Below are 16,652 nucleotides of genomic sequence, written 5' to 3'. Positions count from 1 at the left end.
GTATAAATTTTGCTTACCCAATACAGGAAAAAGACACAACCCCAGCTTCATAAGATTGAAAATATAATTATGCTCTTTTCACCCGCAATCAAAAAGTAATTATTGATCACATGGATAGAGGTGAGTGTCCACAAAAATTAATACTCCTATTTTTGCACAATACAAAACCCTAACCCCTTACAAAGAAAAGGCAAGCCAATTTTCTACATTTTGTAGAAATCGATCCGCACCGAAAAAAGAAAATTTATTCGCAACAATCATCAACTTGACTACACTGTAGCTCCTACAAAAAGCCCAATTTGATATAAGAACACCTTTATGTCTAGCAGAGAAGATTCTCATCAAATTAGAATCTGTAATGCTCAGAAATGACAATTGCTGTTCACATGGATGTTTGCGATAACTACAAAATTAGTTGAAAAAACTTGCGAGCCCTTTTTGAAATGCAAGACATAGCTGATCAGTTTATTATTTCGTTTTATGGGGAAGCTTTAAGACTCATATACGAGGCAATAGCCGGCTCTATTCTCGAGCACTAGCTTCGCAAACTACACAGATATAATCCAGGGATTTACAGACAGCTTGCCCGCCAATTTCAGCGCCCGTGTAGCTTATTCAATGATTTAGATCGCTAATATAGCTAAATCAAATACCGCCCGGTGACGTTAACTATCGAGCATCTTTAATCAAAATTATCCGCGGCTTGTCTTGAATGCCACCCACTCCTGGCACTCGCGAATTGTTTTCAGCTATTACTCTGTAAGGAGCCCTCTGAATACTGCGCTTCTGGCTGCATACTCCATAGAAGCGCTAATGCCATCTGCCACCATTTGGCTGCTAAAGATGGCGGCAATGGGCACTCTCTACTAACGCATTGCACCAACCAGTCTAAGGGTCGCTAGTAAATGGCCACCCCAAAAGAAGGCCAATTATTTGGTTGCAAATGAAACCCTCGCCCTATTCTTGATGGCAAAGTAGGATAGGTACTCCGCCTGCAGGTGCAGCGCGGCACTAAGGAATAGAGAAACCAGAAGACGCCATGACCACACAGCAGTTCGACGACTTAAATGTTGTCTCCCAGGAAGTACTGATCAGCCCGGAGACGCTGAAAGCAGAACTCCCCATTAGCGATGCCGCCGAGGCGACTGTCGCTGGAGGACGCGCCGCCGTGCGCGACATCCTAGATCGCAAAGACCACCGCCTGATGGTGGTAATCGGGCCATGCTCCGTTCACGATGTGAACGCCGCAATGGATTATGCCAAGCGCTTGAAGGCGATTGCGGACAAGGTTTCCGATACCCTGCTAATTGTAATGCGCGTCTATTTTGAGAAGCCCCGCACCACTGTTGGCTGGAAGGGCTTGATCAACGACCCTCACTTGAACGACTCCTTCAAGATTGAGGAGGGGCTGCATATTGGCCGCAAGCTGCTATTAGATGTTGCCGAGCTAGGGCTGCCTACAGCAACAGAAGCACTAGACCCAATCTCCCCTCAGTACCTGCAGGACCTAATTTCATGGTCTGCCATTGGCGCGCGAACCACAGAGTCACAGACTCACCGGGAAATGGCAAGCGGCCTATCCTCTGCCGTGGGCTTCAAGAATGGTACCGATGGTGGCCTGGAGGTGGCTATCAATGCCCTTCAATCGGTCGCCAACCCCCATCGTTTCCTCGGCATCAATAAGCACGGTCAAGTTGCGATTATCCACACCGCAGGCAACCCATACGGTCACGTTGTACTTCGCGGGGGCAATGACAAGCCAAATTACGATTCAGTGAGTGTTGCAATGTGCGAGCAGGAGCTGCGTAAGTCCAATATCGTGCCAAACATTATGGTCGACTGCAGTCATGCCAACTCCAATAAAAACCACGAATTACAGCCCCTGGTGGTCGACAATGTGACTCACCAAATCCTCGATGGCAATCAGTCGATTATTGGCATTATGGTGGAAAGTAACCTGAAAGCCGGCAACCAGAAAATTCTGCCAAACCTGAGCGATATGGAGTATGGCGTTTCGGTAACCGATAAATGTATCGATTGGGAAACTACTGAGTCCCTGCTGTTAGGCATGGCCGAACATCTGCGCGAAGCCCTTAAAGCACGCTCCTCTTAGATCTCCCCCTGGAGAGGCCCATAACGGGCCTCTTTCCTACCGAAAAGATAACCGCCACAGCTTGATCTCCCTACAAATTACGCTATCCACTTGATAAAGACCCTACAAAAAGAGTACTTTTGCCCTGCCGTAACAGATAGCTGTCGTATGCTTCCTTCAATCAGCTAAATAAAAATAAGCGGCCTACTAACTGAGGTTGAAATCTGGCACCTAATTTTACATTTATGGGAAATAGGAAAGCAGCACATATGGAACTGCAGTCCAACAAAGTACCAATCTATATCTTTGGTGGGTTTACTCTGACCTGGCTACTTGTCAGCCTAAGTTTTGCTCTCGATGGGGGCTCCACCATCTCCTGGCTGGCCACCGCTCTCTGCACTCTTCTCGCAGTAATCACATTCTCATTTCGGGCAACACATTACATTGATGGAGAATCAAAAAGCTATGTTTCCAAGAGACAAGCCCTCTGGCATAGCTGGACCGAGAGGCAATCGCTAGCCGCGTTCAAGGGGGTTAAGGTTGTCTCCTACTCACCCCATACCACAGACCGTAAAAGTAGCCACTCCAGCTGGCAGGTAATATTGGTCCCCCGCCAAAATAACGGTAGCAATAGTATCCAGGCGCAGGCCTTCCACTCCAAGAATGATGCACTGGCCTACGCGCATGAACTCGCGCTCTTTACCGCGCTCCCCCTACTGGACTAAAGAGCCAGTACTCTTAAGGCACAAGTGGGGATATAGCCCTTCTCACCCTAACCTCCATTGTTAAAGCTGTTGCCACCCAACTCCGCAGGGGTGCACAAATCAACTCTACTCGACCCTCCAGTCGAGACACAAAAACAGAGGAGCCTCGAAATGGACCCAATTCAATGGGAAATGTCGAGTTCTACCATCGTTCGCAAGTTGGACGAGGATGCACACCAAGTAACCTTCCCTCCCCCTCATCTCGATAAGGTGAAACAAGGCGAGCTGCTGAAGTTTCACGCTCATATTAATGTCGAACAAATGCCTGAGGGGCATCACCTAAAAAAAGCCACCATATTTTCCAACGTTCCCAATGGTGGAACCTGGGAACTAATATGTGACGAAGGCACAGCCGTCGGCGGTAGAGGCAGCGCTCCATCTCCAATTATGTACTTCTCTGCAGGGCTAGCCCTTTGCATGATGTCTCACATCGAAATGCTGGCTAAACTTGGCGGGATCAAATTAAAAAGTGTAAGGCTAGAGCAAAAAACTGAGTTCTCAACCACTTTGAATTTTGGGGGTATCAAACCGGAAGAAGTCTTTGGCAAGGGGGATAGAGTGGAAATACACTTGATTGTTGAAAGTGATGAGCCAGAAGAAAAACTTGTAAAATTTATGCATTGTTGCCGACAGGCCTGTATGTCACTTCAAACCGTTTCCAGTGCTACACCCGTTGATACCCAGCTCTTTATCAATAGTAAATCGATTGAGTTCAATTAAATACCCTGGAATGGCCTCACAGGCGAAGAGGCCATACCCTATTAGCGCTTGTTACTAATCGTTTTCTACATCCTCAATCCGGGCTTTAGATAGGGCAGAAGCGACAAGACCTGTCGGAATTGCAACCACCCCCAAACCAATCAAAAGCACAAAGAAAGTAAATATTCTCCCACCGAGAGTAACTGGATACATGTCACCATAACCCACAGTGGTTAAGGTTGTAACTGCCCACCACAAACTGTGAAAGATAGATTTAAATTGTTCCGGCTGAGCAGCGCTCTCAAAATAATAGATACCTACAGATGACAAATAAAGCAAGATCAGAGCTGTTACTCCAAACAATACCAGCTCCTCTTTAACCATACGAAATGCACGGCTAAATCGAGCAACTGCCTTACTGTAGCGCAACAGCTTTAAAACCCTAAACACTTGAAATAAGCGAACAATTCTAAGCGCCCTTAAATCCATTCCTGAAGCTATATAAAATGGCAAGAACGCCATAAGATCAATCAAACCATAAAAACTGAAGATAAAGCCCAGTCTATTTCTCGCCGCGTACACGCGACATATATATTCCAAAGTAAACACAATCACTGAGAACAATTCGAAGTGATCCAATACAGCTCTCTGTTCTGGTGTTAAATCAGGGATAGTACCCACAGAAAAAGAAATTAGCGATACAACTATCAGACACTGAATAAATATGGAAAAAAATCGCCCCTCTTTGCTCTCATAATTATCAACCAGCTTTCTAATACCCTGCCCCACACAATCACCCAGCTCGTATCATATTGAATATATACCGTATTTTAACACCACCTACTAATGTACATACATGTTTGGCTTTATCATTTTGTAAGTTATAAGCGATACACCAAACAATAAAAATCATGATTAGATAGGCAATTTGCTTAATGGAGCTGAAACATACCAATACCAAAAAGTCGGTCTAAACACTCTATTTCAGCTCCCAACAACGACCTCAAATGCTCTTTTTTATACAGGCATACTTACAAAAATATCCCCAAAAAAGCCATCCAATGTACAGTATTTAGAACATCAAATGGCTCTTCCTTTGTATCTTTGTCAATAAAACTTTTACGCACTACGCCAGTATTACGAATTACTGGTTTACCCGACTCAAAGACCAGTGCTTTTGGTACATACAAAGTGCTATCCACCAAGTACACCTTACCCTGGAACTTGGAAGCCAATTCTTCCTGATGGCTATGACCTACCACAATATAGCTTACGTCAAAGTGCTCCATAGTAGCATTAACTAACTGCTGATCGGCCTCCGGATATTGATCCATCGCATAGGCATAGCCACGATATTGCGTTGGAGAGTGTGGCCCAACTAACAGGCTATTATCTATCTTGACCCCTGTTAAATAGGCTCTATGGGCATCATTAAATTCGCTGGTGCTCAGCCCCTGCTTGAGCACCTGAGGGCTTATACCTCCATGGGTAAAAAGTACTGATCCAAGCTTCAGTATTACATCTTTACTCCTTAGCCAAGCTCCTAAAACTGTATCTTCTGCCAAAGCTTGATCATATGGCCTCAACTGCTCTATAGCCCATAAGTGTTCAGCCTCTACAGATTTAATTCTATAAGTAAATGCATACTGTTCATGATTTCCTAGTAGAAGATGTACAGCTCCACCACTATTGGCCGCTTGCTCCTCAAGATGAAAGATAAACCAGAGCAAATCATAAACATATCGCCCCCGATCAAAGACATCACCTACAATCACTAATTGGCCTGAGCCATAAGTCCATTTTCCATTGGCATCAATAATACCCAGGTTTCTCGCCCAATTTTTAAAGAAGTCTAGATCTCCTTCCAAGTCACTCACCACAGCAATAGGGCTTACCCCATCATAGGGGACAAACTCAACTTCACCATCCCTCAAAGAATAAGTTCTTTGATCGCCCCCACATTCCAATACAATTTCCTTAGAAAGGAACCTCTGCTCTTTAACTTTATCGTCACAGAACCACCGTGAAATATAACCATCTGTGCTTTGAATGATCACCGGCCCCTGCATCCTTTCTAGAAGCGGGTTTTCAGCAACTCTACTCAAGTCGGCACGCCATCTAATAGCCGAATCACCAATAGGAATCTTAATCCCTTGAAAGACTTGTCCTGTAGTTTTAATAACCTTACTACCACTTAGCAGGTAGGTTATACCTGCTGCCCCAAAAATAAATATGATGAAAAATAAGGTGATAGCTCGCTTAACAACCGTTCTGACCACAAAAAATCCCTTTAACATAACCTGAATCAATTCGAACATTATCAAGACAAAGATTTTCTGAGTCAAAATCATTCAAATCATGGCAAAATTTAACCTGCACCTCAGTACAAATTAATTCGATAGAAACTCTCTATCAGCCAAATACAAATCGAGTAAATTTGAAAAGAAAAATACGGTGAAAACAGCCAAAAATATGCGGTATTATGCCAAACATAAATGAAATGGAGTTCAAAGCTATGCCGCTGCAAGATCAACTAAATTCTCGTAATGCATTGAGAGAACTGAAAGCTAACCCGCAAACTGCACTACAAAATTATCGGTTGCAAGTCGGCCTCCAACCTGGACATCAAACGCAGCTGGCTCGAGTTCCATTCTCACTCAACTTGGGAAATATCAATATCGGTCCAGGAGCACCAAATAACGACAGTAGAATCTACATTCAGGCTCTCACAACCCCAACGCGAGGGCACAGTTCTGTGAATCGGTATACCGCACTATTACGGCCCAATACGGCAAATGCGGATTTTTGGGTAACCGAGCGTCAAACTGGCTGTAGCTTAATCATTCTTGACTGGGGTGGTGGTCAGCTCTCTATGGGACACTTGCAGCCCCATCCCTTTAATAGTTACAACCAGGTAAATCAAACTATTATCAATAATACACCTCTCAGTGTATTTGCCAGCGCACAGAGCAGCTATTTACGAACTGATGTCACTCAGCTGATCGATGCCTCTAAAGTTGGCGGCTTGGCCCCTAATCGTTATATTTTGATTCAATCAAACTTTGCGGCCATTAATCTGCAAAATAAAAACGTAATAGGTGTTAAGGAAACGGGCCAATGGAACTTTTATATGCAAACCAATGGTGTGAATAGAACTGTACAGCGGCTCGTATGGACCGACTGGAGTTCCTACCTACCCTATTTTGCCTACTAATAATCAGGTTTCTAAAAAGGCCAGATTGGTTGAATAGAGTATCAATCTGGCCAGCAGAAGGTCGCATATAGCATGTACGGAAAAGGATACCTGTTTGGTATTGATGCTGCGCTTGTCTTATGGCTACTGCTTAGATATGTCGACAAGCGCTACTACCAAGAGAAAAGAGAATTAAAAAGAAAGAAGCTTCAGGAAATTCAAAAGAACAAAAGAGATGATACGTAAAACCCTGCCATATTTGCTTTTAAGGCTGGATTAAATCCCTCTGCAAGCCCTCAACCAATGCCTGCCAAACTACCTCTACCGCTTTACTTCTTATAGACCTTCCCAAGCACACTAGATGGATCGGTTGCAACTCAGGGCTTCTCCATTGCTGAAAGATAGATATCAACTTGCCCTCCGCTAATTCCCTGCGCACCAGAAGAGGATCAATCATAACTATACCTTGGCCCATTGTAGCTAATTCAACTAATGTACGGCCATCATCGACCACCATCGCCGGATCAATGGCAATGGTCATTATTTCGTTACCATCGTTAGAAAAGTGCCAGTGGTCAATGGTTGTTGTTTGGTTACTAAACACTAAGCATTGATGCTGGCTTAAATCATCTGGAGAATTAGGCTCCCCCCAACTCGCCAAATAATCCGGGCTGGCAAACCACCCCCAACGCTTTTCACCTATTCGGCGCGCTACCAATGAAGAGTCCGGCAAGTGTCCCGTGCGAATGGCAATATCAACGCCTTCATCCAGTAAGTTCACAACCCTATCGCTTAAGTTCACTTGAAAAGTAATTTTTGGGTAGCGTTGCTTTAGTAGTGGTATGGATGGCAATAAGTACCGCTGCCCCATTAAGGTAGAGCAACTTATCTTAACTCTACCAACAGCTTCATCCTGTTGGGAGAGGATCAGGTGTTCGGTATTGCTCATTAGCTGAGCCATAGTCTCCGTTGCTTCCAACAAAGCAGCACCGGCATCCGTAAGGCGCAATTGCCGCGTACTTCTGTGCAATAGACGCTGATCAACAAACCCCTCCAGCTGTGCCAGCTTCTTGCTGACTGATGAGCGAGGTAAGCCCAGCTGATTAGCAGCCCCCTGAAAACTGCCTTGCTCAATGACCAACCGGAAGACGTACAAATGTCCCAAGTATTGATGTAGATGCTGCATTCTGCCTCATTGCTTCCAAATTAGAACCAAAGTGTTGCCCTAACGGTGCCTTATTGATACCAGTCTAACAACATATCCTCCTAAGCCTAATCTTGGCAACTGCCATTCATTGCACCATTACAATCGCAAGAGAGGATCTATGGGACACCAGCAGAGAACAAAAACCATCGCAATCACTGGTGGCACTGCCGGTATTGGACTCGCAACAGCTAAGCACTTTTTATCCGAGGGCTGGCAAGTCATCATCACGGGCCGAAACGCTGAAAAACTGGAACAAACAGCCGAGGATATCGCGGGCCTCTTTGGGAGTAGCGGCCAACTGACATGCCACCTATGTGATAGTGGAAAACTCGACCAAATTGAGCAACTGGGAAACAAATTACAAAACGATGAGGTTAAACTGGATGCCCTTATCTTGAATGCCGGTATTTTCAAGCCTGGGATATTTGAGGAAACCGATGAAGCCCTCTTCGATCACACTTTTGATATCAATGTGAAGGGGCCTTTTTTCACGCTGCAAAAATTACTACCGGTGATGAATAACCCCTCCAGCGTGGTTTTGCTTTCGAGTATTGCCGTAGAGAAAACTTTTTCGGGAACTTCCGCTTATAGTGCGAGTAAGTCTGCCATTGAAGGTTATGCCCAGGTCCTGAATGCGGAGTTAGCGGTGAGGGGAATTCGTATAAATAGCGTACGCCCCGGAATCACCCTGACCGAAATCCAGGAAAAAGCCGGCATGAGCCAATCAGACATTCAAAGTCTCTCAGAGAGTATGGTGGTAACGCCACTGGGCCGGGCCCTTGAGGTAGATGACATAGTGCCAGCAATCCACTACCTGGCCACAGATCACTCAGTCGGTATGCGAAATGCACACCTGAAGGTTGATGGGGGCTACTGCCTCTAACCGGCCTGAAAGTGCGCAAGTGGGGGCCAAGCCCTCCACTTGTGCGAATGAGTACCTTTTGCCGAAGCTTTCTTGTAGTTCAACCCGGCACACTTAAAAATGGGAAATAAGCTACGCAACGAGCCCCAATGCAGCGCGATTACAATATGTAGCTCGCACGATCTCGCGGACCTCTACAGAAACCATCTCCACATCGGGCACGGCTGCACATAGGGCCTTGGCTAGTAAATGAGCCAAGCTTTGTCGCTGCTCAATACTTCTACCTGAAAGCAGACTGCACTCCAGGTGTACAAACGGTGCTGGTTCAGGTCCAACCAAATAGTGCTCGACAGGTAACAAACGAACTTTAATATCCCCCGGCTCAAAGAGTGCAGACTGATCTGCAGCGGCATGGATAGAAGTCAGTAAGCTATCAACATCTACCGACTCAAGTAGGTTAGAAGGACACTGGATAACACAGTGAGGCATAAATACTCCCAGGTAAATTTTGAAAGAAAAGCTACATGACCGGAGCGGGTAGTGTATCCGCTGGCAGTAAGCGATTGATGCTCCAATTCAAGATATGGGACACCCAAAGTCCGTCGTCATCCACATAGATCCCATGTACGAAGCCAAATTGCTTCTGTCCCCGCCCAGGCTGGCCCTGATAGCGCATCTTGAGATCACCAGACAGGTCGTACTGTCGCACTTCCTCGGCCCGCGCATCTGTCATCCACAAAGCATCACCTTTGAGAAACAGGACATAGGGGTAACCTATCCCACGCCATTGAGTTAAATATTTACCCTTTGAATCAAAGATCTGTACCCTGTGATTTTCACGATCGGCAATATATATCTGCCCCTCAGAATCAATCACAATGGAGTGAGGGAAATTAAACTCTCCAGGGGCCTCCCCCTGACCACCCCAGGTGGTTACCAAAAGGCCATTCTTATCCAGCTTTACAATGCGACTGTTGCCTTTATCCACCACATAAATAAATCCATTTCTATCCACTGCCACATCTTGGGGCTGATCGAACAGCACCAAGTTGTAGTCGCGATCAAACCAGCCTTCACTGGCTGCACCTCGCTTCCCCAATACCATGGCTACTTCGCCATCAGGTGCAAATTTCAATACCAGGTGCGTGGCAGTATCGGTAGTCCAAATATTGCCCTTATGGTCTATACGAAGACCATGCGGATTTTCAAACAGTCCCGCGCCAATTTCGCGAACAAAGCGCCGCTGTCCATCGAACTCCAACAGCGAATGAGACCCTCGGTGAAACACAACAAAGTGGCCATTCTCCCTGCGGACCACCCCCGCAACCTCCCCAAAGTGCCAACCCACTGGCAACTTAAAATCCCCCCCCTTGACGTGAAATGGCTGGCTGTTTGGCGGTGCCTCGGCCAGCGTAAAAGCGCTGGGAACCAAAATCAGGCATAGCAATACAATCACTCTCATCAGAAACCCTTCTTAACTTGTCGATCTGCCAAGATATTGTGACTTTTTCCTATAAATGCGTTAATAGCATAATTTTGATATTCACTTTTTCCTGCCAGGAAATTATTGGAGGTTCCTTTGGACCGCTTCCACTTAATTCAGGTGTTCACTACGGTGGCGCGATTGGGGTCATTTACCCGTGCCGCCCGGGAATTGGGGTCCACGGTGTCCGCTGTGAGCAAGGCCATCCAACAGCTTGAGCAGCGACTGGGTACTCGGCTAATTCACCGTACTACCCGATCCCAAAGCCTTACGGATGCGGGGCGGGACTACCTGGAAACCACAGAGCGCGTCCTTAATGATCTTAGGGAAGTGGAAGAGCGCCTAACCAGCTCCAAAGGGCAGCCCTCTGGATTGTTGCGGATTACCGCCCCAACGGCTCTAGGGCAGTTCTGGCTGGCACCTAGGCTACCGAAGTTTACAACTGAGCACCCAGACATCCGTTTGGATCTGATTCTGGATGATCAGCTTCGGGACCTTACCGGTGAAGGGTTTGACCTGGCATTGCGCTCCCAACCCGCGCAGCCCCAATCAACACTCTACTCTCATCAAATCGGCCGGCACGATCGGCTCCTGGTAGCATCTCCTGAATACCTGGCAAGGATTAAGTCCTGTTCCTCCCCGGACCAACTCAATAAATTCCAACTACTGTGTTACAAGTACAGCCGCGATCCACTCTCCTGGACCTTTCAAAAAGGGCAGGAATCGATCACGATTGCCCCCAAGCCCTACTTTTCAAGTAATAACTACTATTCCCTCTACCAAGCAGCCCTGTCTGGCGCCGGTATAGCTTGCCTTTACGATTATTTGGTAGAGCGGGATATTGCGGCGGGTAACTTGGTTCAGGTTCTGCCGGATTGGCAGCAATCAAGCAGGCCACTTTTTGCGGTGTATCAGCAGAGAAGAGCTGCCTCCGCCAAGCTGGATGCCTTTTGGAGGTTTCTGGAGGAATGTTTTGAGAACAACGCCTGCTGACACTCCTGTAGCATAGGTGTTTGTGTATTTAGTTGGCGCTGGGGGGGCGAACCATTTCATTGGCAAGTACTGGAACCCCGCTGTAGGTAGTTTGCAGCTCCCTGGTTACCACAAAACCATATTTGCGATACAGGTTTTTCACCGGGTCGTTGGTTTTGGCAACCTGCAGGTGTACAGCGCCACTGATTTCCCCTAACAGGTACTCCAGCAACTCCCGCCCTACCCCCTGACCTCTAAACGAAGGATGCACAAACAGTGCACGAATCTCATTCTTATATCGCGCGCCATAGCCAAGAACATCACCTTTTTCGTACACATAAATATCCGACTCCATCAGCTGGGCCAAACGTTTTTGATCTTTATCCAGCGGCAGCAGATTGAAACTCCGGTTTTCAAACCGTAGCTCATCGAGTTTTGAACGGGCATATATATCCAGCACACTTGGATAGTCATTTTTATTGTATTTTCTAATCATTTTGAGAGTGAATCTGTACAAAAGAAGGCAAGTTCAAATTTATCTTCCTGATTATCAGTTGAAGTACGGGGGACAACAAGGACTATTCGCTACTTATTCCGTGACGTACATGAAACATTCGACTACTTATTAAAACAACTCCGAAACCCTATGTTGGATACTCGTACAAGTGCGCTAATTAAGAATTGATGAATAATTCTTCCTGGAGCTCAAAGTATTACCACTGCCTTCTCTTTTGTCTTCCTTCTTCTACCACTCATTTCGGCTACTTTTTCACTTCAACAACCAAGATTATCTGGGTGCTTTAGGTCGTAGAAGCGGCGATATCTTCAGGTAATCGATCTAGCGGCTCCTGAATTCGCTCAGTTAAGCCAAAGTCCTTGAGAATGCCATAAAGGGCTGGCAGGACTAACAGAATCAAAACGGTTGAACTACTTATCCCAAATACAATACTGGTTACCAGTGGAATCAGTATCTGGGCTTGAAGACTGGTTTCGAACATCAGTGGCAGCAAGCCGGCTACTGTTGTCAGTGAGGTAAGGAAAATAGCCCTGAACCGGTCGCGACTGGCTTGACTCGCCGCCGAGTGAACGTCCATTCCCTTTCGGACACGAAGCTTCACAAACTCTACTAACAGGATTGAATCATTCACCACAATTCCAGTGAGAGAGACAAATCCCATCATGCTGGGCATCGTCATATTCTGTCCCATAATAATATGTCCCCAGACTACACCTATTAACGCCAGAGGAATCGCCATCATCACAATTACAGGTTCGGTATAACTACGAAATTGAAGCGACAGTAGTAAATAAATTCCTATTGCCCCGATCAACAAGGCCTTACCCATCGATAGACCTGTAATGAGGCTATTTTCAATCTCTCCCTTCATGGTTACCCTTAGGCCCGGAAATTCCTGCTCCAATGGTGCAAAAAAGTTCTGCTGGGTATCCAGCAGAATTTCACTGGCATTGGCCCTCTCTGTAAAAACATCTGCAAAGACCGTAACAACACGCTCACCATTTATTCTCTGGATACGCGCATAGTCCCGGTGCATTTCAATATCGGCAATTGCCATCAAGGGTACACGCTGCCTTGTTTCAGGGTGGATAATGACAAGCTCGTCAAATCGTGACAGCGCACTGCGAGATGGCTCATCCATTCGAACACGAATTTCGTAAGTCTCTCCCTGATACTGCACTTCATCAATCTCTGTGCCCTGATAGGCAGCTCTCAGTTGAGTGGCCACAACACTGGCATCAATACCAGAAGCATAAACCCCCTCCCGCATTCGGACCGTCAGCTGTGGCTTACCAGGACGCAGGTCATCTAGTACATTCACCACTCCTTCGTAACTGCGCAGCCAGTTTTGTAGACGTATAGATATTCCTTTTAGCTGATCAATATCCAGCCCGGCCAAGCGAAGGTAAATAGCTCGTCCAGCTGGACCAGGCGATGGCTCCTTATACAAAATCGCGATCGCACCAGGTATATCGCCAGCAGCCTTACTCCAGGCCTGACGTAACTCACTGATACTTGTATGGCGAACTTCTGCAGCCAGTAGGTCGACATTTATTGTGGCTACATGAGCTCCACTCTCAAAAGCATCGCCATTCACCCCGTAAGTAACACTAATGTGCTCGATAAGAGGCGCTACCTCTTTCCCTGAGAGGTTTTCAGCAGCTAAATACAGGGCCTTCTTCTGATACGCCACCAGCTTTTCCATTTCTACGAGGGAGGTTCCTTGGGGCATTAGAATTCGGGCCTGTAGTAAATCTCCCTCCAATGTAGGAAACCCTTGGAATTTAACTAACCCCGCAGGAAGTAAACTCACCGTAACAAAAAATAGTCCCACTACGCCGCCGACAAAAGCATATCTGTATTCAACCGCTTTATCAGCGACACGCCCGACATACTCTCTCCACAACTCAAACCGCTGAGCAAAAGCGATTTTCCAGGTTGGTGGGTTTTCCTTGTACGAAAGGGCATGACGCAAATGGGCGGGGAGAATAAGAAAGGCTTCAATCAGGCTAACCACTAGTACAGAGATCAAAACAACAGGCAAAACTTTGAGGACCTGCCCCATGTCCCCTTTGATAAAAGCTAATCCAGAAAAAACGATCACAGTAGTAACAAATGAGGAGATAACCCCCCTTGCAACACGCTTGGTTCCGATAACCACCGCCTGAAGAGGTGTACGGCCATCCCGGTATTCGGTGGCGATACTTTCCGAAAGCACAATGGCATCATCCATCAAGATGCCAATTGCAATCAGCAGCCCCACCAAGCTGATCATATTGATGGATATACCCAAAGCAGTAATCACAGCAAAGGCGCCGAGAAATGAAACGGGCAAGCCCATCACCACCCAAAACACATATCGCCCGCTAAAAAACAAATAAAGGGTCAGCGCAACAAGAATAAGCCCTTGCCAGGCGTTGGTAATAATCATCCTTAAACGATCAGCAACAATTGAGGCGCTATCCTGAGTAAGAATCAACCGCATTTCTTCCGGTAAACGGGCATTTTCCGCCTGGACAAATTCGCGAACCGCTTCCAGCACCCTCAAACTGTCATCCACGCTGTTTTTCTGAACAACAAGCAATGCGGCTCGCTGCCCATCAAAAGTGATTTTGTCCTCCTCCTTTTCAAAACTGTCGTAGATAGTGGCAATATCGCCCAAGCGCACCTCTGCGCCAGCCATCCCTTTTACAACAATAAGTGCTTCAAGCTCAGCTGCGGTGCGCCGCTTTTCGGTAAAACGAACCTGATACTCCCGATCAGGTGCAGTTACCTTACCGGCGGGCATATCAATTGCCTGCTTATCGATAATTGCGGCAAGATCGGCAACACTCAGTCCATACTGTCGCAAATTGTAATCTGAAATTTCCACTTGCAATTGATGGTCTGAAAAACCGGAAATTTTGACAATGGGCACCAGCGGATGACGAAGTAACTCTCGGCGATAGTGCTCGGCCAATTGGTTGAGCTGGATCAAAGGCAAATCTGCGCTTAGGGCAACACTCACCACCGGCTGGGTGCGTCCCAGCTCTTCTATGACTGGCCTTTCGCTCTCAGCAGGAAGGGAGTCTATCGCATCTACTGCAGATTCAATGTCGGCAAGAAACTGCCCCATATCACCTGCTTCCTGCATTTTCAGTTTCATCACGCCAAGATTGTCTGCAGCTTCACAACGGCGCTCATCAATAAATGGGATGCCATCCGTTGCCTCTTCGAGGGGGAGGCAGATACTGTCTTCGACCTCAGCGGTAGCTGCACCAGGATAAAATACTGAGACTTGTACTTCGAACTTGTCGATTTCCGGCATAGTCTCTCGCTTCATCGTCGGCAATACGAAAAAGCCAGCCAGCATTAAACCCACCATAAGCAAATTGGCAGCAGTTGGGTGGATCGCAAAAAAGCGAATCACTCGCCAACTTCCTCTGCTGCCACGGCCAGGTCTGAAACTCCCTTTTTGACATCGATGACAGATACTGCCGTCCCGCTGATTGCTGGGATAACATCAGTAGTTATCACCTGATCTCCAGGCACCAAGCCAGAGCGGATAACAGCTAGATCACCCAGGTAGTAGTCCACCGTTATGGTGCGAATCTTCAATTGATTATTTTCAGCCAAGTAGACCCGCCCTTCATGCATGGCTCTGCGAGGGATAACCAAAGCTGGCGAAGGAGGTGCAACAAGCTTAATCCGGGCATACATACCACGAAATAGGGGCGGCCGACCCTCGGCTACTATATTTCGATAAGGGTTATCCACTGCAACCACTACGGAGAGAGTTCTGCTTGTGGTATCCATGGTACCTCCAACTCTCACTACCCTGCCCCGCCATTCCACCGGTTCAATACCACCTACCAGTCCAACCCTGGCCTCCAATCCCAATAAGGCATCTGAGAAGTCGTCAGGCGAGAAAGTTTGATCACTGGGAGATTCAATACTCCGAAAAAGAGGCACTATTTGAGCCATTGTCAGTTCGGCTGAAACCTCCACCTGATCCATGCCATAAGCGACAAAAAGCGGAGTCCCATGGGCAACAGACTGGCCAGCCTCCACATAGACATCACCGATCCGCACGTTATAGGGCAGGCTTATCCGGGTTCGCGATAACTGGTAGCGACTTTCACCAAGCAGCGCTTCAGCACGACTTATCTGGGCCTTTATCACCTGCCTACGAGTGGGAAATAGGGAGAGATTACCCTTTTGAAGTTCAACTTCTTGTCGCAACTTCAATACCCGTTGCTCCTCCGCATCAGCCGCTGAGCGAGAAACAATCCCCTTAACCGCCAACTGCTCTTTTCGCTGTAATTCCTGTTCCCCTAATTCCAGTGTCCTCTGAGCTATTTCCAACGAACGCTGGCTATTAGCCTTTTCAACCTCCAGTTCTTGTAATTTTGCGCGATAAACAGCCAAGTCACTCTCCGCTTGAGCAACGGCCAATTGATAGCTGGTTTCGTCAATATTTAGGATTGGTGCCCCGGCAGATATTATTGCGCCAGGTTCCAAATCAGCCGACACTGAAACCACACGACCACCAACTTCAGAGTTTGCCTCAAGGATAAGGCTCGGCATCACCTCTCCAAAAGCAACAGTTTCAGCTCGAATAGGCATTCGCTTCACTTCGATGGCTTCCACCAGCAGTTCCGGAACTTGCCCTTCGTATCTTTGTGGTTTCTGTCGACTGGCCACCAGCGACATAGCCATTAAAATTCCACCAAGTATCAAAACGGGTAGCATTCGACGACGCTTTAGTAAGGCTTTGATTGCGCTACTTGTCATAGTTTTACCCATAAAGAACTGGCCGAACCAGACCTTAAAAAGCCTAGTGCCACTAAAACCCAGCAGTTGAATACTCTATTAAAGTTCGCA

The 16,652-nt window shown here is 46.9% G+C and carries 14 protein-coding genes; 6 read left to right on the top strand and 8 right to left on the bottom strand.

All coding sequences use genetic code 11. The annotated features are described in order from the left end of the window. Positions 1-1,039 precede the first annotated feature (1,039 nt). The 3 genes from ACJJI1_RS17825 (at position 1,040) to ACJJI1_RS17815 (ending at position 3,576) form a co-directional block, all read left to right on the top strand. Positions 1,040-2,113, top strand: a complete 1,074-nt coding sequence (locus tag ACJJI1_RS17825; protein ID WP_444957472.1) for a 3-deoxy-7-phosphoheptulonate synthase — start codon at positions 1,040-1,042, stop codon at positions 2,111-2,113. Between the two features lie 248 nt (positions 2,114-2,361). Next, a complete protein-coding gene (locus ACJJI1_RS17820) occupies positions 2,362-2,817 on the top strand; it encodes a hypothetical protein (RefSeq protein ID WP_444957471.1) in 456 nt (151 codons plus the stop codon). A gap of 150 nt (positions 2,818-2,967) precedes the next feature. Further along, complete coding sequence (locus ACJJI1_RS17815; RefSeq protein ID WP_444957470.1) at positions 2,968-3,576, top strand: OsmC-related (seleno)protein; 609 nt, start codon at positions 2,968-2,970, stop codon at positions 3,574-3,576. Positions 3,577-3,630: 54 nt separating this feature from the next. On the opposite strand, the gene ACJJI1_RS17810 is transcribed toward ACJJI1_RS17815, so the two are convergent. Next, a complete protein-coding gene (locus ACJJI1_RS17810; protein WP_444957469.1) occupies positions 3,631-4,344 on the bottom strand; it encodes an ion transporter in 714 nt (237 codons plus the stop codon). 242 nt (positions 4,345-4,586) lie between these two features. Beyond that, positions 4,587-5,834 carry a metallophosphoesterase gene (locus tag ACJJI1_RS17805; RefSeq protein WP_444957468.1) on the bottom strand — a complete coding sequence of 416 codons (1,248 nt, stop codon included), beginning with the start codon at positions 5,832-5,834 and terminating at the stop codon, positions 4,587-4,589. Between the two features lie 236 nt (positions 5,835-6,070). On the opposite strand from ACJJI1_RS17805, the gene ACJJI1_RS17800 reads away from it, so the two are divergent. Continuing rightward, positions 6,071-6,769, top strand: coding sequence for a hypothetical protein (locus ACJJI1_RS17800; protein ID WP_444957467.1), 699 nt, complete (start codon positions 6,071-6,073; stop codon positions 6,767-6,769). Between the two features lie 244 nt (positions 6,770-7,013). Here ACJJI1_RS17800 and ACJJI1_RS17795 read toward each other — a convergent pair whose 3' ends face one another. Further along, positions 7,014-7,934 (bottom strand): LysR family transcriptional regulator, encoded by a 921-nt coding sequence (locus ACJJI1_RS17795; protein ID WP_444957466.1) that lies wholly within the window; start codon positions 7,932-7,934, stop codon positions 7,014-7,016. 139 nt (positions 7,935-8,073) lie between these two features. On the opposite strand from ACJJI1_RS17795, the gene ACJJI1_RS17790 reads away from it, so the two are divergent. Beyond that, positions 8,074-8,838 (top strand): SDR family NAD(P)-dependent oxidoreductase, encoded by a 765-nt coding sequence (locus ACJJI1_RS17790; RefSeq protein WP_444897551.1) that lies wholly within the window; start codon positions 8,074-8,076, stop codon positions 8,836-8,838. A 111-nt stretch (positions 8,839-8,949) separates the two neighbouring features. On the opposite strand, the gene ACJJI1_RS17785 is transcribed toward ACJJI1_RS17790, so the two are convergent. Next, positions 8,950-9,306, bottom strand: coding sequence for a 5-carboxymethyl-2-hydroxymuconate Delta-isomerase (locus ACJJI1_RS17785; RefSeq protein WP_444894103.1), 357 nt, complete (start codon positions 9,304-9,306; stop codon positions 8,950-8,952). Positions 9,307-9,337: 31 nt separating this feature from the next. After that, entirely contained in the window at positions 9,338-10,279 is a 942-nt protein-coding gene (locus ACJJI1_RS17780) for a peptidyl-alpha-hydroxyglycine alpha-amidating lyase family protein (RefSeq protein ID WP_444957465.1), read from the bottom strand. 117 nt (positions 10,280-10,396) lie between these two features. On the opposite strand from ACJJI1_RS17780, the gene ACJJI1_RS17775 reads away from it, so the two are divergent. Continuing rightward, positions 10,397-11,293 carry a LysR family transcriptional regulator gene (locus tag ACJJI1_RS17775; RefSeq protein WP_444957464.1) on the top strand — a complete coding sequence of 299 codons (897 nt, stop codon included), beginning with the start codon at positions 10,397-10,399 and terminating at the stop codon, positions 11,291-11,293. Positions 11,294-11,321: 28 nt separating this feature from the next. Here the strand turns inward: ACJJI1_RS17775 and ACJJI1_RS17770 are convergent, their stop codons facing one another. The 3 genes from ACJJI1_RS17770 to ACJJI1_RS17760 form a co-directional block, all read right to left on the bottom strand. Continuing rightward, positions 11,322-11,768 (bottom strand): GNAT family N-acetyltransferase, encoded by a 447-nt coding sequence (locus ACJJI1_RS17770; RefSeq protein ID WP_444897554.1) that lies wholly within the window; start codon positions 11,766-11,768, stop codon positions 11,322-11,324. A gap of 304 nt (positions 11,769-12,072) precedes the next feature. Continuing rightward, positions 12,073-15,198 carry an efflux RND transporter permease subunit gene (locus tag ACJJI1_RS17765; protein ID WP_444957463.1) on the bottom strand — a complete coding sequence of 1,042 codons (3,126 nt, stop codon included), beginning with the start codon at positions 15,196-15,198 and terminating at the stop codon, positions 12,073-12,075. Then, a complete protein-coding gene (locus ACJJI1_RS17760; protein WP_444957462.1) occupies positions 15,195-16,562 on the bottom strand; it encodes an efflux RND transporter periplasmic adaptor subunit in 1,368 nt (455 codons plus the stop codon). The genes ACJJI1_RS17765 and ACJJI1_RS17760 overlap by 4 nt, the downstream gene beginning before the upstream one ends. Positions 16,563-16,652: the final 90 nt, after the last annotated feature.

Source organism: Microbulbifer maximicatervae (SeqCode) (genome assembly GCF_052467065.1).
Note: the sequence above shows the minus strand (reverse complement) of the source record. Positions and strands in the feature narration are given on the sequence as shown.